Below are 21,393 nucleotides of genomic sequence, written 5' to 3'. Positions count from 1 at the left end.
GTTGTCCCTGAAAGAGTACGCGAAGGAACGCGGGCTTTCCGTCGCCTTGCCGTATCAGATCGGCTGCGGTCTTGCCAACGGGGACTGGAATGTCGTCGGGCCGATGATCGAGGACGTTTTCCGCGATTACGAATGTACGCTGTACCGGATTGGCTGAGCCGAACCGCCGGCCACGAAAAAACCTCCAGAACCATGCGAATGGGTTTTGGAGGTTTTTTAAGTTATTTCGTCATTTCACCGTTGTCGTGACTGAACTGCCACTCGATGCCGAACTTATCGACGAGACTGCCGTAACATTTGCTCCAGAACGTTTCCTGTAGCTCCATCCGGACCGTGCCGCCTTCTTTCAGGCTATGGAAGTACGATTGGATATTGTCGAGATTGGAGCTGACGACGGCGAGGCTTATGTTGTTACCCTGGACGAACGGCATGCCCGGAAAGATGTCCGAGAACATCACGTTGCTGCCGCTGATCTGAAGACGGGAGTGCATGACCAGATCTTTGGCTTCCTCCGGAAGGGTGTAGTCGGGGGGCGGCGGCGCCTCTCCAAAGGTCATAATATGCGGCTGCTCCGTAGCGAACACTTTAGCGTAAAACAGCACGGCTTCCCTGCAATTACCGTTAAAATTCATGTAAATATCGACAGACACTTGCTTCACTCCTCGTAACCGGATTTGGAAAGGGCGAAAATTGTTGTCCAACAAAATTGTATCATTGATCTGCCTTCTGAGCCAACCTCCTAAGCGGCGATGATCTGTAAAGGTTGTATGAACTGCACCTGAATTCCAGCGGATCACCTCTAAGGGATTGCTCAACTTGGCTCATGAATCCAATATTCCCCCTGCGTTTCCCGATTAAACTTGTGCAGACGCATATCGGCTGCATCCGGGGCGAGGACAAGAGGATTAGGGCTCGGAGTCCATTTCGAGTTTAACGGGGAAGAGCCTTATCTGATGCAGGCGATCGGAATTCCGGTTTCCGCCTTCCACCGGTTTATGGAGGAAGCGGCCGGCACCCGGCTGCTCGACTTCTCCTCCCTGCGGTGGCAGCCTGTATGCATGCCGTCCCGGCAACGCCCAACGCGATCATTCACAAGAAACGGGTTTACGGGCGTGGCTTCATTCGGATTCGAGTTGTTCCCACACACCCTAATCAACGAGCGGTTGAGCGAAGATCCCCATTCACTCCCACGCGCTGGCGGATGAAGGCTGTGCCCGGACATGAACATGCTGCGCAACATCACCGCGGGTAATCCCCGTGCTTTACTCAAGCCCGTCTTGTTAACATCGCTCGCCAATCTGGCGGGAATCGTGCCTTATGCGCTGTTGGCGGAAGCGGTCAGGCTTCTGTTCGAACCGTTTGCATCTCCCGGAGCGGTATTCGATACGGTACGGCTTTGGTGGGTGTGCGGCGCGATGGCGGCTTCGCTGGTGGTGCTGTACCTGTGCGAAGTACCGGCGTACAAGGCGCAATTCCGCAGTGCATACAGCGCGGCGGCGGAAGGGAGAGCCCGCCGGTCTGGCGCTGCTCGACTGGCGGATGGCGCTTTCGCTGTTCGCCGCGCTTCCGGTTGCCGTCTTGCTCGTCCTGCTCGTCCCGACGACCTCCGGGCTCCAGCGGAAGCTCGGTCGGGAAGCGGCAAAAGCACCGTGCTCCGGCTAATTGCCCGTTTCTACGATCCGGACCAGGGGGAAGTGACGATGGGCCGGCGGGGGTTCTCCGTAAGGAGGTGTCGGAGCGGGAAGCGGGAACGTTCGTCAGCGGGTATACGCTCGGCTGGTACGTTCCGGAGACGAGCGGACCGGCGGCGGTACGTTTTACCGAATCGGGCGGCAGGCGTCCCAGGCAATTAGGTACAAGGACCCGCAGACCTTTCGTTGTTGAAAATTTATAATCGTTTTCAAGGGAAGCAGATTTATTACTACATCATTTGGTTATGGTGGTGAAGCAACAGTGGAACAACAGACGAAAATCACAACGATTGCGGAGGAGATCGCGGATGCGGTCAACCGGTGGTTCGATCAGATCGAGAAGAAGGATGCCGGGGAGATTGTAAGACGCACGACGCTGCAGATCGGCATCCACGATTATTTGCGCTTCGAATACAAAGACGGCCGCATCCGCCTTTATTCGTATGACGACGATTTCGGCTCGCCAGAAGTGGAGGAGCAGGGCAGCCGCTGGACGGAACCTTTGACGAAGGAGGCGATCGAAAGCGGGTTGCTGCCGCAGCTGCAAGAGCGTCTGCTGCAACGGATTACGCGTTATGCGTCGAATCCGCTGCTGAATTACAGGTTTACTGTGCTTGGCAAGTTCACGCTGGAGGACGGCGAGTTCGTGGTCCCGGTTGCGGACTATGTCGATGAGGGGAAAAAAGCACAGCTGCTGCTAAGGCTCGACCAATACATACAGAACAAGCTGCGCAACGGACAGTATCCTACGAAACCGCTGGAAACCTTTTTTCTATCGAATCATTTGGTAGATCCGGGCTTGTATCCGAACGTTGACGCGGCCGGCATCCTGAGCCTGTACGAGCGGGTCATCGAGCTGAACAAAAGCAACAAGGAGAAGCTGGCCGAGCATCGGGCTACATTTATCCGCGCGTTGAGCCAGTGGACGGAAACCGTCTTCCTCCCGCGGCACTTCGATTGCAGGAAGGAACAATGGGGCCTCCCGGTTTACACGATGAAAGCGATCGGCGAGCAGACGCCCGCAGATCCGCAGGAGATGGAGCTAGCGCTCAATACGGCGATACTCATTATCAAGCACGAGCCGAATTACAGCAGACAATCGGGCCTGGACTTGCTCGAACGGCTGAAGGAACTCGGAAGCGACAAGGCGGAACGGATCATGAAGGAAGGCAGCGGCACGATGGATGCGGCGGATGTCGGATATCGCGACGAACTTGTGGAATGCCGGGCTAACGACGTATTTTCGACCGTGACGGTGCAGATCAAGACGGAGTGTGCCGACAGTTACGCCAAAGCGATCGATTTTATATGCAATTTGCTCGAAAAGGGGTTTTCCAAAAGCTACCGGATCAAGCTGAAATCCCAAGCCAAGCACGTCCTCCCCGTACCGGGCCTGGACAAATCGTTAACGCACCGGTTTTTCGCCAACGCGTTGCAATATGCCGAGCTGTATCCAAGGCTGGAAACGTATGCGAAGCTCGCGATCACCGAGTATGAATGGTATGACGATACCGAAGATGAGCCGTGCTGCATGCCCGGTACGTACGCCGTATTCGGACTGGGGCTTACGGACCGGCGGTATTTCCCGTTGATCGAATCGTATATGCGCTGTGTGGACGAGGAGCATCAGTCGGTGCAGACGGCTTTCACCTTGACCTTCGTCAAGCAGTACGGAATCGACGAGTCGACGATCCCGACCGTAGCCGCCTGTCTTCTGAAGTGTACGGAAGGCCGATTCGCCAAGCAGCTCGCCAAGGAGCGGGCCTTGTTCGAAACCGAAGCGGTTCTGCAAGCTTTGGCTGCTGTCGTTCAAGGCATGGAGCCGTATGAGGCCGAGCATCTCGTAGATATCGTCTGGGGCGGCGCAGACAAGCTGCAGGCGAGAATCCGCAAAGAAAAAGGAGAGCTTGCGCCATTATTAGCCTCCATCCTGTCATTTACGGACAAGAAGCGTCGCCTTCCCTGAACGGGAGTGCGCGTTCGGATGGCTGCCGTGTATTCACAAGGAGGATGTTATGGAACGAACGTTAACGGATAAAGCGAGCGGGAAAACCTGGTCGATCCAGCAGGACGGAAATCGGATTTTCACCACCGGAAACGGAGGCAAGCCGAAAGAGAAAACGTTCGAAAATCCGGAGCAAGCCGCCAAGCACGTACAGAAGGAAGTATGGAGCCGGCTGAAAAAAGGAATGGTGCTGTTGAACCCGGAGGCGGACGCCGGACAGCCCGTCCTGCACCGGTATATCGGCGGCGGTTACACCGGTTCGATGCCGCTTGCGCCGGTTGAGGATACGAATACTTTTTACTGCAGCTATGTAGTGAATCAATTCGAGAAAGAAGACGTGTACCTGCTGGACGATCAGGGCGAGACACGGAAAACGTACGAGCTTCCCGGCGGGCCGATGATCTTCGACATGCGTTTCTGTCCCGAGCTGAACGTACTGCTAATGAACCGGGATCATCAAATCATCGGGCTGTCTGCAGGGAACGGTGAAGTCCGGGCCTATACGGCCGTGAGCCGGCATCCGGTTAGCGCTCTGGCTCTGTCAGGCGCGTCGGCGGTATGGTACGACGATCCGAATCTCGTCGTGTACGACCTGAGGGCGGACGCCGTCCGGTATACCCGCCAAGTTACACCCGAGCTGTACGGCGGGCACAGCCCCCAGCTTTGTGCGGTATTATCGCCGGACGGGAGCAGGATGGCTTACTGCGCGCAAAGCGATGAAATCGTCATAGTCGATTTGGCGACAGGGCGCGAGCAGCCGATAAGCAAAGCGAAACAAGCGATGACGGCGAGCATGTCCTTCTCGCCGGACGGCCGTTATTTGTTCACCCAAGAGGAATACGGCTCCTGGTCTCTGCTCGCCTATGACGTGGCGGAACCGGCCAAGAGCGAAGACTGGGACCTGGGTGAAATAAAGAGCTATGCGATCCATACCGGCAAAAACTTGCTCGCCGTATACAAGTACGGCAAAGTTCGCCTGTACGATCTCGATACGAGGGAGCAGACACTCGTTTTGGATGTCGAGCATGTGGTCAAAACGTGTTATCTCGCGTTTACGAAGGACCGTTTGGCGGTTTATACGGACTATGGTTGTGTAAGCTTATATGCTTTAGAGTAACCCGGCGCCGGTAACGGGCTGGAGGAATAGGAGGTTTCCGCGGTGAAGGAAGAACTGATGGAGCGGCTGCGACAATTTTTGGGCCGGGCGGATAACGCTTCGCTGTCCGGCACGCCGGCGGGCGACGAGCAGATCGCCTCCGCCGAGCGGTTGTTGGATGTTCGTTTTGATGCCGACTATATCGAATTTATTAAAGCGTTCGGAGGCGCTTATGCTGGTCTTCCCGTACATGCCTTTGCGAACGGCTCGGCGATGGGAAACGAGACGGTAGTAGAATTAACGCTGGACTTCAGGAAGCAGTACGAGGGAACCGTAACGGAGGCGGAGACCCTGCTGCGAAGCGGCCTTGTCATCTCGCTGGACGGCTCCGGCGATCCCATCCTAATTGCTTCCACAGGGGAAGTTTATATTTGTTACCATGACTCGGGAGAGACGAGCATGCTGGCGGGATCATTTGCCGAACTGATCGAAGATAACTTTTTCGAATACTAGGCAACGAAAGATGGATCGCTGTCAACGAGGATCAGGCTACCGAGGTTCGATTGCCGTATCACGAACTGGCAGGTAGGGACGAGAGCCGCTTATTTTGCATGAAGGAGTATCTTTGATAAAATACGTGTAGCCTATAGCTGACGGATGTCTCTAGAAAAGCGAATGAGGACCAATCGCTTTCGAATAGAGGCGTCCTTTTTTGATTAGGTTGACCATTAGTATGTAACGGGAGAGTGGACTCCATGTCCGATCATGGCCTGCTGCAAGCAATCCGGCTCAATTTTTTATATGCCGAAACGTATTCCTTCCATTCCGGCTTTTTTCGGACTCTGCTCAGAAAGAGAGTTTGCCATTCCTTATGATGTATATTTAAGTTTCGTGTCAGCCCTATTCATGCAACCGAACAAACAACAACCGGAGAATATTAATTCTTCGGTTGTTGTTATTGTGCACGGCTGCCGGAGATTCGGAAGGAATAAAGATGGGGTTTTTCAGCACAATATTAAAACGGAAACAATGGGGATCGTTTCCTGAATAACCAGTCGGTTATTTGGCGGGAAGGAGAGGAAACCATGAAAAGCGGCTCGATTACATTTGCTCAAACGGTAATGATCATGATGCTTGGAACCGGTCTTATGAATCACGTTATTGTTATTCCGATATTGGTGGAAGTGGCTAAGCGTGATGCGTGGATAAGCGTATTATTGGCCGGCGGCATCAATTTAGCATGGGCGGCATTGCTGTATACCGCTTTGGCCAAAACGCGAGGAATTCATCTGTTTCAATGGTTGGGGAAGGCTTACTCCCCAATACTGGCGAAAGCGCTGGCCGGAGTAGCCTGTCTCTATATGTTGCTGCTGTGCGCCGTTACATTACGGGATACGTCGACCTGGATACACCTGACGTTCTTGCCCAAGGTTCCTGTTTTTGTGCTTTCTCTTGTCTTCGGTTTATTATGTCTGTTCAACGCCTACTCCGGTATTCGCTCGATCGCGAATATGTCCATTTTATTGCTGCCGTTCGTTGTTGTGTTCGGATTCTTCGTGATGACAGCCAATTTTCCTCATAAACGATATTCCCTTCTAACGCCTGTGCTGGAGATGGGCATGAGGCCGGTTTGGAGCGGGATCATCTATGTGGGGGCCGGACTGATCGAGATTGTGCTGCTGCTGTTTCTGCAGCAGCATATCCGATCGAAATATTCCTTTTGGCATGTACTGGCCTTGGCGCTCATTCTTATGGGTTTGACGATCGGTCCCGTCATGGGAGGGATCGCGGAGTTTGGCCCGGAGCAACTGGCCAAATTAAGATATCCGGCATACGAGGAGTGGAGACTGGTGACCATTGGCCGTTATATTGAGCATCTGGATTTTCTCAGCATCTATCAATGGTTCTCTGGCGCCTTTATTCGGATTTCACTATCGATGTTTCTTTTTGCAGACTTGTTGTGTGTCCAAAACCCCTGGAAGAAGAAAGTCGTTCTCACTCTCGTATTGTTGGTTTCCGTTCTTGCTTCCATCTATTCGATGAGCGACGACAAGTTCCTTGATGTACTCCGCGATTATGTACTGCCGTCCGTGTTGGCGGTCATTGCGGTTTACAGTTTAATCCTCATGATGCTGATACATGCGAAGAAAAGGAGGGGGGCGAATCATGGCTGATACTACGCCGAATGAAGCGAGTCTTCGCGATTTATTCGCGATATGCTCCGATGTCAAGTTCGAGAAGTATGAGCTTTCGAGCGAGAACGATACCGAGCCCGCATCTATGCTGCTTATATACTGCTACGGCATGTGCGATATTCCTTACTTGAACCGTTTCGTCTTACCCGGCCTTCTGGAAACATACCGGAACCATTCGATTTCGAGCAGTGGGCAGTTGGAAGAGTATCTAAAGCTGAGGGTCACGCCATTCGACGATAATAAGGAAAGCGAAGCCATCGTACGGAACGTATTTCAAGGCCAATTGCTGCTCTGGTTCGAGCCCATCTGTAAGCTTTATGCGATGGATGTGGCCGATCCGCCGAAGCGAACGACGGAGGAACCAAATACCGAAGTATCCGTAAAGGGGCCGAAGGACGGATTTACCGAGGAAATCAGCGTGAACCTCGCTTTAATCCGCAAGCGGCTGAAAACGAATCAGCTGGCCGTCGAGACTTACACGTTAGGAGACGAGACCAAGACGAACGTATGTCTTTTGTTCATGAACAATAAGATCAAACCAGAGATATTAAGCGAAATTCGAAGCAAGCTGTCGGGGGTCAAGCTGCCGGGTCTGATAAGCTCCACACAGCTGGAGGAGGCTTTGGCGGGTTTTTCCTTGTTTCCGATGTTCGCATATACGGGGCGGCCCGATTTTGCCGTCAATTCCTTGCTTCATGGACGATTCATCCTATTGGTGAACGGTTCTCCAACGGCTTCGGTTGCTCCCGTTACTTTAAGCTATATGCTTAATACGTCGGAGGACGCTCATACCCTGAATATGTTCGTTTTTTTCACCCGCATCATGCGCCTGGTCGGTCTGCTTTTCTCCCTCTTTCTTCCTGGTTTTTGGATCGCCCTGTTGTCCTTTCACCAGGACCAGATTCCGTTCTCGCTGCTATCCACTCTGATCTTATCCAGGCAGGGGGTTCCATTGCCTGTACCATTGGAGGCGTTCGTCATGCTTCTTTTGTTCGAGCTGTTCCGCGAAGCGGGAATGCGACTGCCTTCCGCATTCGGACAGACGCTGTCGGTTGTCGGAGGACTGATTATCGGCCAGGCCGCTATTAGCGCCGGAATTACGGCTCCGGGCATCTTGGTTATCGTAGCGATTTCCGTACTGGCGACGTTTACACTCGTCAACCAGCATATGGTAGGCATCGTAAGCATCCTTCGGGTAGTTATTTTACTGGTCAGCGGAACATTAGGTATGTTCGGCTTTCTTATTTGTCTGCTGGCCATTGCGCTTTATCTCGTTAATTTGAAGTCGTTCGGCACGTACTATATGGAGCCGCTGGCGCCCGCTTTTTTGAAGGATTTATGGAAAGTCTTGTTACGCACTCCTTGGGGAAGACGTTTCAAAGTGCCTAGCTTATTGCAAAAAACGAAGCGATCAGGAGGAGGCAAGCCGCGATGACAATGTTTCGATCTTTTTTGGCGCTTGTCCTGCTTTCCGTTACACTGACGGGGTGCTGGGGGATTCGGGAAATCGAGCATATGATCTATCTCAACACGGTCGGTGTAGATTATAAAGATGGGAACATTATCTTTTATGCGCAAGTGGTTAGCTATTTCAATGTGGCCAAGAAAGAGGGCGGGGGTCAGGCTCAAAAACAGATCGTTTCTATCGTCAAGGCGGAAGGCGATACGTTTGACAAGGCGGCTTTCAACATGTATACAACCGCTCAGCAGCGTATCGCATGGAGCCATGTCAAGGCGTTGGTATTTACCGAGGCGGCGCTGAAGAACAAGATTGTCGAGCAAGTATTGGACGTATGGGACCGCTATTACGAGAATCGCTATACGATCTGGGTTTTCGCCACGAAGGAACCGATCGAAAAAGTGTTCGAAGCAACGCCGATTCAGAACACCTCCGTTGTTTATTCCCAACTGAACGATCCCAAAGATATTTACTCGCAAAGCTCGGTTATAGCTCCGATTTATTTGTATGACTTTATGCGTACATGGTATGAGAAAAGTCAGTCGTTGAAGATTCCGTACTTGACCATCGATGAAAGTTGGAAGGAAAGCGGGAAAATTTTATCGACGCTGCAAATAAACGGGGTTGGCGTATTCCAAAACCGGAACTATAAAGGGTTTATCCCGCGGATTCAGCTACAAGGGCTTAGGTGGTTAAATGGAAAAACGGAGAGAACTCCTCTTTATGTGAAGGCCAATGGCAAAAACGCGTTGGATTCGACACTCGTTATGGAAAATGTGAGACCCAAAATCAAAGCCGAAGTCAAAAACGGAAAAGCCGAATTCAAGATCCAGGTTACGGCTAAAGGCAACATTCCGCAGTTGGTGCAGCCTTTGTCTCAAAATAATCTGGAGCGGCTTGCAGTCGAAAAGATACAAGCGGAAATCAAACAAACCTATTTGGAAGGATTGCGCCACGGAGTGGATGTTCTTGGTTTATCCGAAACTTTGTTTCGCTCCAGGCCGAAGCAATGGCACGAGCTGGCACGAAACGGCAAATTGCTTCTTGAGCCCGATTCAATCGTTTCGATTGAAGTGAAAGCGAGTATCCTCAGCGGCGGGATTTCCAAAATCAAGCACTAGCGCCCGTTGACGATGTCCCTTGCTCCAAGATGAGGTCGATGCGTCGGGGTGTTTAGAGGATCACGCGATAAGCGGTATTCGGGCAGCGGCTTACAAAGTTTACCGAATAAATGTCCTTGGGCGAGCGGGATATCCAGGGTTCTGTTCCGCGCATTCAACAATGTCTGCCAGGAGCCATTGTTTCTTTAGTTTCTGATCGCAACCCTCTACAAGGTCGCGGTCTATTTTCACGTTCGATATGTTTTGCTTGTGTTCCAAATTTCCCCCCTCAGTCTATCTATCTTTTACAGATTCCTTATGTACAGCAAAGCAAAAATCCCCTGGTCTTGTATTGGCGAAACAAGGTCGCATCTATTACAGCTCATACTTGTATCTCCACCTAATATACGTTCCAATCCACATTGTAATATATCAATAGAAAACGCATTCAAACTGGAAGACTGAGAAGATCTGTCGTCGTTGTATATCAGTTGTTCAACAACCGGAAAGCGGTGTAATGGAAAATTAATCCCTATAAGAAAAAGGTTTATTTAATATTGACAGCTATCGAATTCATCCTTTAATATTAATACCACTGGAGAATATAAATCGAAAATAACATAAAATCTTAAAAAACATTAGCTTTTTCACCAGAAATCATTGAGAAATCATATTATTTTGTTCACTGGTGAAAATAATGGAGAGATGGATAGTGAAAAAGCACGATCAGGATTTTATGAAAAGGCAAAACCGGCTCACCGTTTTTGAAATCATCAAAAACCAGCAGCCGATCTCCCGTGCTTCCATCGCCAAGCAGACCGGCATGAGTCCCACTACGGTAAGCCGCATCGTCGGCGAGCTGACGGAAGAAGGGTACCTGCTCGAAACCGAACAAGTATCCGCCGGCTTGGGCCGCAAATCGACGCTGCTCGCGATGGTCGATGCCGCCGTGTTGTCTGTCGGCGTCGAGCTGGACCGTCATCGCATCCATATCGGCATCGTGGACATCCAGGGCAAGGTGGTAGCCAGCGGCACATACCCGCGTGCGGCAGATGAAAGCGCTGAGATTACGCTGGAGAGGATCGGAGCCGAGATCAATCGCCTGACCCATGAAAATGAGATCGACTGCGCCCGCCTGATCGGAATCGGTATCGGCCTTCCCGGGATCGTAGACAACGACAACGGAGTCGTCATTTTCTCCGTCCAGCTCGGCTGGAAAAATGTCCGTCTCGCCGAAAGGTTGAAGGAAATTACCGGATACGACGTGGCGGTGGACAATGAGCTCAAAGTGAAAGCGCTTGCCGAACATTTGAAAGGCGCCGCCATCGGCTCGAACCGTACCGCGCTGCTCGGCTTCGGCAACGGCGTAGGTTCTGCGCTTATCTTCGAAGGGGAGATTTATCGCGGTAAAACGAACAGTGCCGGTGAAATCGGCCATACGACGATCGACCCGAACGGGATGATGTGCGACTGCGGGAAAGCGGGCTGCCTGCAAACATATATCAACATCCACTCGCTGCTGGCCGAAGCGAACAAGACGCATCCGGTCCGCACGATTGAAGAGTTGTTTGAAGCGAGGCGGGCGGGGGAACGCTGGGCCGTTTATTTGATCGACCGGGCGCTTATGTATATGGCGATTACGATTAATAACGTCGTATGCATGTACAACCCGGACAGCGTTATATTAAGCGGAGAGCTGGCGGACAAGTTCCCGGAAATTTACCAGGAAGTTGTGGAGCTGTGTATCACCAGATTCGTCTGGGAGCCGCTGCGCGGAACGTTCACGATTCTGCGTTCGGAGCTAAGCGAGCAAGGCGTCGTCATCGGTTCCGGATTGATGTCGCAAAATTGTTTTTTTGCCTTGGAGTAGACGGGACTGCACATGGTTGAATTTGGGAGGGAACAAGATGAGGTTCGTACCTTTAGTGGAAGAATACCGGGGCGGCGTGCTGGAGAATGTAAACTATGGAGCCGTTGCCGTTGTCGACGAGAAAGGCAAGGTGCTGTACTCGGCGGGCAATCCGGAGCATCTTACGTTTTTGAGATCGGCGGCCAAGCCGTTTCAGGCGATTCCCGCGATGAAGCGGCGGATCGAAACCGTATATGGCCTTGAAGGCCGCGAAGCCGCACTGTTTGCGGCATCCCACCGGGGCGAAGCGTTCCATATCGACGCGCTCGAATCGATGCTTCGCAAAACCGGCATTTCGGAAGACGCGCTTCATTGCTGCGCGACGTATCCGCTGAACGAAGACGCGAAGGCGCTGCGGCATCAGGCTCATGAGCCGAAGCGGAGAATTTTCCACAACTGCTCGGGCAAGCATACCGGTCTCATCGCCCTGTGCAAACATATGGGCTGGGACGAGCGGACGTACTACGATCCGGAACATCCGGTTCAGAAGGAAATCGTTCGGACGCTGGCTTATTTCGCCGAAGTACCGGAAGAGTCGATTCCGCACGGTGTCGATGGCTGCGGCTTGCCGATCTTCGCGCTTCCGCTGCACAAAATCGGCTACTCTTTCTTGAAGCTCGCTTGCCCGGATCTGATCGAAGATGAAGAGACGCGCGATGCCGCTGCAAGGATGGCCAAGCTCATGAATGAATATCCCGACATGATAGCGGATACACGGTTCGTATGCTCCGAGCTGCTCAAGGACCCTAATTTGACGGCCAAGGGCGGGGCGAAGGGGGTATACGGCATCGGTCTCCGGAAGGAACGGCTGGGCATCTCCCTGAAAGTATCCGACGGCTCCGAGTTAGTATGGCCGTGCATCATCGCCTCGATTCTGGAGCGGATCGGGTATGACAATCCGGAGACGATCGAGCGGCTGTACAAGCTGGTTCCCAATACGATCGTTAACGACGGGGGAACGGAAGTCGGCGAACGCCGGGCGGTATTCGAACTCAAGCTTAATCGAGAATAACTTCCTGATCTGCGCCAAGGCGGGGGGCGGGACAGTCCGGATCGATTCACATACGGGCCTGATCCAACTTCCGCGTGCGGCGCAGGGCAGGAGCGATTCTATACAAACAAACACCTTGGGGAGTGAAACAAAAATGAAGGCTATGGGAAGAAAAACATGGTCGATGCTGATGCTGCTGCTGATCGTAGCGGTAGTGGCCGCAGGTTGTGGTGGCAAAGCCGGCAACGAAAGCACAGAAGGCGCTAACGCCGGTCAAGGCGAAGGCAGCAAAACGGTTTCCAAAAACAACAAGGACATCGTAGTTGCCATCAATGCCAACTTTATTACGCTTGATCCCCACAATACCAGCGATACCCATTCGATTACAGGCGCAAGAACGATGTACGAAGGTTTGATGGGCTTCGACGAGAACATGAACGTCGTGCCGGTATTGGCCGAATCGCACAAAATCAGCGAAGACGGTCTCGTATATACGTTCACGCTGAAGGATAACGTCAAGTTCCATGACGGCACCGATTTTAATGCCGAAGCGGTCAAGATCAATCTGGATCGTCTTCGCGACGAGAAAAACAACTTGAGACTTCGCAAAAGCTTTGCCAAAGTTACGAACGTAGAAGCTAAAGACGCCAAAACGGTTGTCATTACGCTGAGCGAGCCGTATAACGCCTTCTTGAACAAAATGGCGATGGCTCTGATGATCAGCCCGAAAGCTTTGAAAGAGCAAGGCGAGAATATCGGTAAAAATCCGGTAGGAACGGGTCCGTTCAAATTCAAGGAATGGGTGCAGGGCGACCGTCTTGTAGTCGTGAAAAACACCGATTACCGTCAAAAGGAACTTCCGAAAGTCGATAGCATTACGTTCAAACCGGTACCGGAGAACGGCTCGCGGATCGCGATGCTGAAAACCGGCGAAGCGGACTTTATCTATCCGATGCCAACCGAGCAAGTTTCCGAAGTGGAAGGACAAAAAGATATCGTCGTAGACAAAATCGATTCGACGATCGTTCGTTACGTGACGCTGAATACGATGAAAAAGCCGTTTAACGACGTGAAAGTACGTCAAGCGATCAACTACGCAATCAATAAAGACGCTTATATCAAAGTTGTCAAATCCGGTCTGGGAGCGAAGCTGGATTCCACGATGTCATCCAAAACCCAGTACTACTCCAAGCAATCCGGCTACGAGTACGATGTAGAGAAAGCGAAAAAGCTGTTGGCCGAAGCCGGCTATGCAGACGGATTCACCGCCGAAATCTGGGGCGAGAACGATTCCGAAACGATGAAAGGCATGCAGTTCATTCAGCAGCAGCTCGCGCTTGTGGGCATCAAGCTGGAAGTGAAATCGATGGAAGGCGGCACGCTGTCGCAGCAGATCAACTCGGCCAAAACGCCGGAAGAAGCGAAGATTCAAATGTGGTACGTAAGCTGGTCCCCGTCGTCTGGCGATGCCGACGGCGCGACAAGAGGCTTGTTCAGCAGCGAAATGTTCCCTCCTGCAGGAGCGAACACCGCTTATTACAAAAACGCTAACGTCGACAAATGGATTGCGGACGCCAACAAAGCGATCGATCCGAAGCAAGCCGGTTCGATTTACGCCGACATCCAGAAGCAAATTTGGGAAGACGCGCCATGGGCGTTCATGGGTGTCGACCAAGTCATCTCGGGCAAGCGTGCTTACCTGAGCGGCGTCAAAGTGTTCCCGGACGGCTCCATCAGCGTTCGCGATGCCGAAGTGAAGTAATTAACGTTGGATTAGATAACGGGGCCGTTTCTGTATATGTTGCTGCGGAAGCGGCCTCTGTTATGTACTTAGCATATTTGAAGGGAGGCTCTCGTGTTGGGAAGATACGCGTTACAAAGACTTCTTGGAGTCATTCCTCTGCTGTTTGTCGTATCGGTGCTCGTCTTTTTGTTCATCCATTTGATCCCCGGCGACCCGGCGCGGCTCGTAGCGGGGAAGGATGCTACGCTGGAAGAAATTAATGGCATACGCGAGCAGCTTGGGCTGAACTTGCCGCTGTGGCAGCAATATTTGAACTATATGGGGAAACTGTTGTCGGGAGATCTGGGCAGTTCGCTACGCTCCGGATTGCCGGTATCGGACATGCTGATGAGCAGACTGACCCCGACCGTCATTCTTACGTTTACAAGCCTCGGTTGGGCACTGGTGATCGGATTGCTGATCGGAACGATCTCGGCCGTATACCGCAACCGCTGGCCTGATTACACCGGCATGCTGACGGCGATATCCGGCATTTCCGTGCCGGGCTTCTGGTTGGGTCTCGTCCTGATCCAGATCTTCTCGGTACAGCTCGGCTGGTTCCCGACAGGCGGCGTGGATTCGTGGAAATCGTACGTATTGCCGTCGCTTACGCTTGGAGCGGGCATTATGTCCATGCTGGCCCGGTTCTCAAGATCATCGATGCTGGAAACGATGAGAGAGGACTACATCCGGACAGGTCGCGCGAAAGGACTTCGGGAGTTCGTCGTCGTCGGACGCCATGCGCTTCGCAACTCGCTGATTCAGGTCGTAACCGTGGCCGGTTTGCAGTTCGGATTTTTGCTGGGCGGTTCGGTTATGGTGGAGACGGTGTTCAGTATTCCGGGTCTCGGCAGACTGCTGGTCGACTCGATCGCGTTCCGCGATTACACTGTTATTCAAGCTCTCCTGTTATTGTTTGCCACCCAGTTTATTTTAATTAATCTTATCGTCGATTTACTGTACGGGGTACTCAATCCGAAAATCCGGTATGCGTCGAACTAGGAGGAGATCTGAATGAACAACAATTCGACGAGCATGGGGGCCGGTTCCTCCGAGTCTGGAGCAACAGCGAAGATAACGCGACCGAAAGGCCGGCTGGCCCAGTTTTTTCGCAATTTCAGCAAACAAAAAATATCGCTGGCGGCAGGTGTATTCATCCTACTGCTGGTGATCATCGCGTTATTCGGTCCTTATCTGACTCCTTACGACCCGAACGAACCGGATTACGACGCGCTGATGACTCCTCCGTCGGCCGCTCATTGGGCGGGAACGGACGAGTACGGCCGGGATATTATGAGCCGGCTTATCGACGGGACGCAGTTGACGCTTGCGGTCAGCTTAAGCGCTGTTTTTATCGCGGCGGTGTTCGGTACCGTGCTCGGACTGCTTAGCGGTTATTACGGGGGATGGCTGGACCGGCTTATTATGCGGGGCAGCGACGTGCTGTTTTCGTTTCCCGATCTGCTGCTCGCGATCGGAATCGTCGCGATTCTGGGTCCGGGCTTGTCCAATGTGGTAATTGCCGTAGCGGTGTTCGGCACGCCGTCTTTTGCCAGGATCATTCGCAGTGTTACGTTATCGGCCAAAGAAACGTTGTTCGTGGAAGCGGCGCGGTCGATGGGCGCCAAAAACGGGCGTATTATATGGAAGCATATTTTTCCGGAGACGGTTCCGAGCATTATTGTGAATGTGACGATGAAAATCGGCGGTGCGATACTGGCCGCATCTTCGCTCAGCTTTCTCGGTATGGGCGCCAAGCCGACCGAGCCGGACTGGGGAGCCATGCTGAGCATGGGGCGGGACTACTTGAGCATAGCTCCGCATATTGTGTACATTCCCGGAGCGGCGATCTTTTTGACCGTACTTGCTTTTAACCTGGTTGGGGACGGACTGCGTGATGCTCTAGATCCCAAAGCGAAAAAATAAGGGGAGGGCCAGACCGTGACGCCTAGATTGCTTGAAGTGCAAGGATTGAAAACGGAGTTCAGACGCGATGGCGGCAGCGTAATGGCGGTGTCCGGCGTTGACTTTCATATAAATAAAGGCGAAGTATTGGGCCTGGTCGGCGAATCCGGCTGCGGCAAAAGCGTAACCTCCTTATCGATCATGCGGCTGCTCAAGGATACGCCGGGACGGATCGCCGGAGGCGCGGTCCGCTTTCAAGGCACTGATTTGACCCAGCTGAACGAGAAGGAGATGCGGCGGTTTCGCGGGAACGAACTCGCGATGATTTTCCAGGAGCCGATGACCTCGCTGAATCCGGTGCTGCGCATCGGCCTTCAACTGGAAGAGCCGATTATGCTGCATCTCGGATATAGCCGGAAGCGCGCGAGGGAGCATGCGATCCATACGTTAAAGCTGGTCGGGATTCCGCGCGCCGACGAGGTGATGAACGATTATCCGCACCAGTTGTCCGGAGGAATGAGACAGCGGGTGATGATCGCAATGGCGATGGCATGCGGTCCGAAGCTGCTGATCGCCGACGAACCGACGACGGCTCTGGATGTGACGATTCAGGCGCAAATTCTCGATCTGATGAAACGGCTGAAGGAAGAGCAGGAGATGGGCATGCTGCTGATCACGCACGACCTGGGCGTCGTTGCGGAGATGTGCGACCGCGTCGTCGTCATGTACGCCGGACGGGTCGTCGAAGAAGCGTCGGTGACCGACCTGTTCGAGCGGCCTCAGCACCCGTATACGAAAGGCTTGATTCATTCCGTGCCGAAGCTGCGGCAAAAAGTCCGGAGGCTCGAGTCGATCCCGGGCAACGTCCCGGATCTGAGCGCGATGCCCAAAGGCTGCAAATTCGCGCCGCGTTGTCCGTATGTAATGGATCGCTGCCTAACGGAGGAGCCGCAGCTGCTGCCACTCGCAGAAGCGGCGGACCGCAAAAGCCGCTGCTGGCTGACGGAGCCGGTTCAGGAAGGAGGGAGAAGCGAATGAAAGAGACGCCACTTATCGAAGTCAAAGGGCTGCAAAAGTCGTTTACGATCAAAAAAGGCTGGTTCGGTGTTACCAAACATCTGAAAGCGGTGGACGGCATCACATTCGCGATCCGCAAAGGGGAAACGTTCAGTCTGGTCGGCGAGAGCGGCTGCGGCAAGTCGACGACGGGCCGGCTGATCACGCGACTGCTGAAGCCTAACGGCGGCGAAGTATGGTTTAACGGGCACAACATCAGCGATTACACCGATAATCAGATGCGGCCGCTGCGCAAAGACATGCAGATGGTATTCCAGGACCCGTACGCTTCGCTGAATCCCCGGATGAAAGTGAAAGAGCTCGTCGCCGAGCCGCTGCTTATTCATACGAAGCTTGGCACGAAAGAACGGGACAAGCTGGCGCATGAGCTGCTGGAGACGGTAGGTCTTAGCAGCTTTCACGCCGAGCGTTACGCCCATGAGTTCAGCGGGGGCCAGCGGCAGCGGATCGGCATCGCGCGGGCACTGTCCGTTCGTCCGAGCCTGATCGTGGCCGATGAGCCCGTATCGGCGCTTGACGTGTCCATCCAGTCACAGGTGCTGAATCTGCTGCAGGATCTTCAGGAAGAGTACGGACTGACGTATTTGTTCATCTCCCACGATCTGAGTGTAGTCGAGCATATCAGCGACCGGATCGGCGTTATGTATCTGGGTACGCTGGTGGAGACGGCGGAGAAGGACGTGCTGTACGATCGTCCGCTTCATCCGTATACGCAGGCGCTGCTCTCATCCGTGCCGGTACCCGATCCGAGCCTGAAGAAGGAACGGATTATTCTGAAGGGCGATCTGCCGAGTCCGGTCGATCCGCCGTCCGGCTGCAGGTTCCACACCCGATGTCCGTCCTGCATGGAGATCTGCAAGGTGAAGGAGCCGGTATTCAAGGAAGCGGAGCCGGGTCATCAGGTCGCTTGTCATTTGTACGACGAAGAGGTCATGAGAACGGCCAAGTAAGGCTGCCGATACGGCCGGTATTCCACCATCACTGTTGAAGAAGGGATTGCCATGTTGATTACAATCGATAAAGCCGGATCGTCGGACGTCCTCCTGTATCCGGCGTATGCCGGAGAAACATTCCCGTATCCGCTCAGCGAAGCGCGGAAGCGGCCGGGAACGATGACGTGGCTGTACAGCCGGACGGAAGGCGAAGCGGATATGCTCTCCGCAGGAATGGGGGAGCGGAGCCGATCGACGCTGGAGCGGGTACGCCGTGCAGGCGGAGCCTCGGCCCGCTCTTTGCTGCTGGAAGGACGCAATGCCGGAACGCTTGTTGGAAGCCTGGAGCCCCTCGCGGAGCCGGAGATCGTCCGCAGCAAGGAAGTGGCGGCGGAATGGCTGCAAGCGTGGATCGAAGGCTGGCTGCTTGGCTTATACCGGTTCGACAAGTACCGGGGCGTTACGAAACTCGCCGGGGAAGTCCGCCTCAACCTCCGGTCGGAAGATTGGAGCGGGCTTACGCTGGTGGAGCTGGATGAGGTGATCCGGATCGCCGCCCATCGCGCGGAAGGCGCCAACCTGACGCGGGATTGGGTGAACGAGACGCCCGGGGCGTTAAATCCGGATACGTTCGTCCAATGGACCGAGGAGCTGTTCAGGGACAAGCCGGTCAGCATCCGCATCTACCGGGGGCAAGAGCTGGCGGATCGCGGCATGAACGGCCTGCTGACCGTCGGAGCCGGAAGCTTGTATGCGCCGGCGCTGATCGAGCTTACGTACGATGGACTGCCCGGCTCCGAAGCGCCGACGCTTGCGCTGGTCGGCAAAGCGATCACCTTCGACATGGGTGGCATGAATGCGAAGACGGGCCGCGATATTAGCGACGCCCGGATGGATATGGGCGGAGCGGCGGCCGTCATCGGAGCGATGGACATCCTGGTCCGGCAGCGCGCCGGGACTCGCGTCACCGCTCTGATCGCCGTAGCGGACAATTTGCCGGACGCACGCTCTACGCTGCCGTCTTCCGTCATTACGTATCCGAACGGCTTGACCGTTCAGGTGGCGAACACCGACGGAGAAGGCCGCCTCGTGCTGGCTGACGCCTTAATCCATGCAGCCGGACTTGGCGTGGCGCAGGCGATCGACATCGCTACGCTGACCGGCAACGTCGGCGACGCGCTGGGTCTCGGGATCGCCGGGATCTGGGGCGATACCGCGATGACGCGGACACTGGTGGAGATCGGCGAACGCAACGGCGAGCGGCTGTGGCCGATGCCTTTGATGGACGACTATGAATCGGAGTTGAAAAGCCATTATGCCGATCTGCGCAACGTAGGCACTTCCACGCTCGCCGGAGCGATTGTCGCAGCGCTGTTCATCCGCCGGTTCGTCGCCGAGCCGATGAGCTGGGTCCATATCGATATGGCCGGCACGGTGCAGTACAAGCAGGACGTCGGGTACGCCGAAGCCGGAGCTACCGGGTATGGGGCCAGACTGCTTGCGGATTATGCCGTTCATTATGCCCGTCAACATAAATCGGACAATCGGGAGATTTCGTCATGAAATTAGAAGTGATCGCCACTTGTATGGAAGATGCGCTTACAGCCGAACAGAACGGCGCCGACCGGCTGGAATTGATTACGGCCGTTACCGAAGGCGGATTGACGCCCGGCATCGGTCTCGTGCAGCAGGTAGTCCGCGGGGTAGGCATACCGGTTCATGTGATGGTCCGGCCGCACAGCCGCTCTTTTGTATACAGCAGGCACGATCTGGACACGATGATCGCAGAGATTCAGGCGATTGCCGCCGCGGGAGCGGCCGGTATCGTAGTCGGCGCCTTGACGTCCGAAGGCGTGATCGACGAAGCGGCGCTTGAGGCGTTACTTCCATGGGCCGCCGGGATGCAGGTCACCTTTCATCGGGCGTTCGACGAGCTGGAGGATCAAATGGCCGGATTGCAGACGCTGCTTCGTTATCCGGGGGTTACCCGCTTACTTACGTCGGGCGGACCGAAGCCCGCTCCGGAAGCGGTGCCGGCGATTCGCAAACTGGTCGGGGCGGCTGAAGGATCGACGCTGTGCATCCTGGCCGGCAGCGGGCTGACGGTGGAAGGAATTGAAACGTTTATTGAACAAACCGGGGTGAGCGAGGTGCATTTCGGATCGGCGGTGCGTTATGGCCGCTCCTCGTTGTCTCCGATCGATCCTGTACAGCTGAGGGCTTTATCCGACAGCCTTCTTAGATTCGGCTGATCATAGATTTGAAAAAAGGTGAATCATTTGCATAACAACGAACAATACGTAGTCGGGATCGATTTGGGCGGTACGAAAATTGCCGCCGCTTTGTTCGATTCGAAAGGCGAGATTCTGGGCCGCGAACGAATGGAGACGGCAAATGCGCGTACGGCGCAGGAGGTCGTGCAGCGGATGATCGATATGATCCGTTCCGTCTCCGAAGGATACCCGTTGTCCGGTGTAGGGCTCGCTTCTCCGGGTGCGGTGAACAGCAAGGAAGGGATCGTGCTCCACGGTACGAATTTGCCGGAGTGGGAAAACGTTCCCCTTAAGAAATGGATGGGCGAAGCGCTCGGTGTCGATGTGCAGGTCGTTAACGACGCGAATGCGGCGGCGTGGGGCGAATATGTTCACGGTGCGGGTAAACAGTCCGAGAATATGGTCTATGTGACATTCAGCACCGGGATCGGGGCGGGGATCGTACTGGACGGCAAGCTGCTGCTCGGGACGACTTCCTTCGCCGGCGAGCTGGGCCATACTATCATCGAGCCACATGGACCGGAGTGCATATGCGGCAACAAAGGCTGCTGGGAAATGTACGCGTCGGGCACGGCGATCCGGGATTCGGCGGTGGAGCTGATGCGCGGCAGAACGTCCGCGATTGCGGAGCTGGCTGCGGCACGGGGTGAAACGGTGTCCTCCAAGCATGTGTTCGAGGCGAGCAGACAGGGTGATCCGGTCGCCGCCGAAGTGGTGGAGCGGGCAGTATCGTATATGGCGATCGGCCTTGCGAACGCGGTGCATACGTTCAATCCCGACCGAATTGTCATCGGGGGCGGCGTCAGCAAGGCGGGAGATATGCTTTTCCCGGCGCTGCGGGCCCAGACGGAGAAACATATTATGAAGCCGTATCTCGGCACCTATGACATTGTGCCGGCTGATCTTCAGGACGATGTCGGACTGATCGGCGCAGCCGCTTTGTTTCATCGAGCGTAACGGCGTTGGTAACTACGGAA

At 54.3% G+C, this 21,393-nt stretch carries 19 protein-coding genes and 1 pseudogene; 19 read left to right on the top strand and 1 reads right to left on the bottom strand.

From position 1 onward, the window contains the following. Position 1: 1 nt before the first annotated feature. On the top strand, positions 2-157 hold the full coding sequence (locus PV433_RS04325) for a hypothetical protein (RefSeq protein ID WP_332070975.1): 156 nt from the start codon (positions 2-4) through the stop codon (positions 155-157). 64 nt (positions 158-221) lie between these two features. Here PV433_RS04325 and PV433_RS04320 read toward each other — a convergent pair whose 3' ends face one another. Beyond that, complete coding sequence (locus tag PV433_RS04320) at positions 222-650, bottom strand: VOC family protein (protein WP_332070974.1); 429 nt, start codon at positions 648-650, stop codon at positions 222-224. Between the two features lie 570 nt (positions 651-1,220). On the opposite strand from PV433_RS04320, the pseudogene PV433_RS04315 reads away from it, so the two are divergent. The 18 genes and pseudogenes from PV433_RS04315 to PV433_RS04230 form a co-directional block, all read left to right on the top strand. Further along, a pseudogene (locus PV433_RS04315) lies at positions 1,221-1,647 on the top strand (ABC transporter ATP-binding protein); the annotation flags it as partial. 2 nt (positions 1,648-1,649) lie between these two features. After that, positions 1,650-1,853: a hypothetical protein gene (locus PV433_RS34010; RefSeq protein ID WP_442951475.1), complete on the top strand. Its 204-nt coding sequence runs from the start codon at positions 1,650-1,652 to the stop codon at positions 1,851-1,853. Between the two features lie 100 nt (positions 1,854-1,953). After that, positions 1,954-3,657, top strand: coding sequence for a DUF6138 family protein (locus tag PV433_RS04305; RefSeq protein WP_332070972.1), 1,704 nt, complete (start codon positions 1,954-1,956; stop codon positions 3,655-3,657). 49 nt (positions 3,658-3,706) lie between these two features. Beyond that, the gene (locus PV433_RS04300; RefSeq protein ID WP_332070971.1) at positions 3,707-4,813 is read left to right on the top strand and encodes a hypothetical protein; all 1,107 of its coding nucleotides are present in this window, start codon (positions 3,707-3,709) and stop codon (positions 4,811-4,813) included. 42 nt (positions 4,814-4,855) lie between these two features. Next, complete coding sequence (locus tag PV433_RS04295; RefSeq protein ID WP_332070970.1) at positions 4,856-5,305, top strand: SMI1/KNR4 family protein; 450 nt, start codon at positions 4,856-4,858, stop codon at positions 5,303-5,305. A gap of 572 nt (positions 5,306-5,877) precedes the next feature. Further along, on the top strand, positions 5,878-6,966 hold the full coding sequence (locus tag PV433_RS04290; protein WP_332070969.1) for a GerAB/ArcD/ProY family transporter: 1,089 nt from the start codon (positions 5,878-5,880) through the stop codon (positions 6,964-6,966). Next, positions 6,959-8,422 carry a spore germination protein gene (locus PV433_RS04285; RefSeq protein WP_332070968.1) on the top strand — a complete coding sequence of 488 codons (1,464 nt, stop codon included), beginning with the start codon at positions 6,959-6,961 and terminating at the stop codon, positions 8,420-8,422. Before PV433_RS04290 ends, PV433_RS04285 begins: the two co-directional genes overlap by 8 nt. Beyond that, complete coding sequence (locus tag PV433_RS04280; protein WP_332070967.1) at positions 8,419-9,567, top strand: Ger(x)C family spore germination protein; 1,149 nt, start codon at positions 8,419-8,421, stop codon at positions 9,565-9,567. Before PV433_RS04285 ends, PV433_RS04280 begins: the two co-directional genes overlap by 4 nt. Positions 9,568-10,258: 691 nt before the next feature. Continuing rightward, the gene (locus PV433_RS04275; protein WP_332070966.1) at positions 10,259-11,416 is read left to right on the top strand and encodes an ROK family transcriptional regulator; all 1,158 of its coding nucleotides are present in this window, start codon (positions 10,259-10,261) and stop codon (positions 11,414-11,416) included. 37 nt (positions 11,417-11,453) lie between these two features. Then, positions 11,454-12,467, top strand: coding sequence for an asparaginase (locus PV433_RS04270; protein ID WP_332070965.1), 1,014 nt, complete (start codon positions 11,454-11,456; stop codon positions 12,465-12,467). 133 nt (positions 12,468-12,600) lie between these two features. Continuing rightward, a complete protein-coding gene (locus PV433_RS04265; protein WP_332070964.1) occupies positions 12,601-14,208 on the top strand; it encodes a glutathione ABC transporter substrate-binding protein in 1,608 nt (535 codons plus the stop codon). A 96-nt stretch (positions 14,209-14,304) separates the two neighbouring features. Further along, positions 14,305-15,231, top strand: a complete 927-nt coding sequence (locus tag PV433_RS04260; RefSeq protein ID WP_332071184.1) for an ABC transporter permease subunit — start codon at positions 14,305-14,307, stop codon at positions 15,229-15,231. Positions 15,232-15,243: 12 nt separating this feature from the next. Next, positions 15,244-16,155, top strand: coding sequence for an ABC transporter permease (locus PV433_RS04255; RefSeq protein ID WP_442951474.1), 912 nt, complete (start codon positions 15,244-15,246; stop codon positions 16,153-16,155). Positions 16,156-16,170: 15 nt separating this feature from the next. Next, positions 16,171-17,172: an ABC transporter ATP-binding protein gene (locus tag PV433_RS04250; RefSeq protein ID WP_332070963.1), complete on the top strand. Its 1,002-nt coding sequence runs from the start codon at positions 16,171-16,173 to the stop codon at positions 17,170-17,172. Further along, entirely contained in the window at positions 17,169-18,161 is a 993-nt protein-coding gene (locus PV433_RS04245; RefSeq protein ID WP_332070962.1) for an ABC transporter ATP-binding protein, read from the top strand. The genes PV433_RS04250 and PV433_RS04245 overlap by 4 nt, the downstream gene beginning before the upstream one ends. A 51-nt stretch (positions 18,162-18,212) precedes the next feature. Further along, positions 18,213-19,706, top strand: a complete 1,494-nt coding sequence (locus PV433_RS04240; RefSeq protein ID WP_332070961.1) for a M17 family metallopeptidase — start codon at positions 18,213-18,215, stop codon at positions 19,704-19,706. Continuing rightward, positions 19,703-20,395 carry a copper homeostasis protein CutC gene (locus tag PV433_RS04235; protein ID WP_332070960.1) on the top strand — a complete coding sequence of 231 codons (693 nt, stop codon included), beginning with the start codon at positions 19,703-19,705 and terminating at the stop codon, positions 20,393-20,395. Before PV433_RS04240 ends, PV433_RS04235 begins: the two co-directional genes overlap by 4 nt. A gap of 27 nt (positions 20,396-20,422) precedes the next feature. Then, a complete protein-coding gene (locus PV433_RS04230) occupies positions 20,423-21,373 on the top strand; it encodes an ROK family protein (RefSeq protein ID WP_332070959.1) in 951 nt (316 codons plus the stop codon). The last annotated feature ends 20 nt before the right edge of the window (positions 21,374-21,393 follow it).

It is taken from the genome of Paenibacillus sp. GYB004, from assembly GCF_036577605.1.
Lineage (GTDB): Bacteria > Bacillota > Bacilli > Paenibacillales > NBRC-103111 > Paenibacillus_AB > Paenibacillus_AB oceani.
The sequence above is the reverse complement of the archived record's forward strand: the minus strand, read 5'-3'. Positions and strand labels throughout refer to the sequence as shown.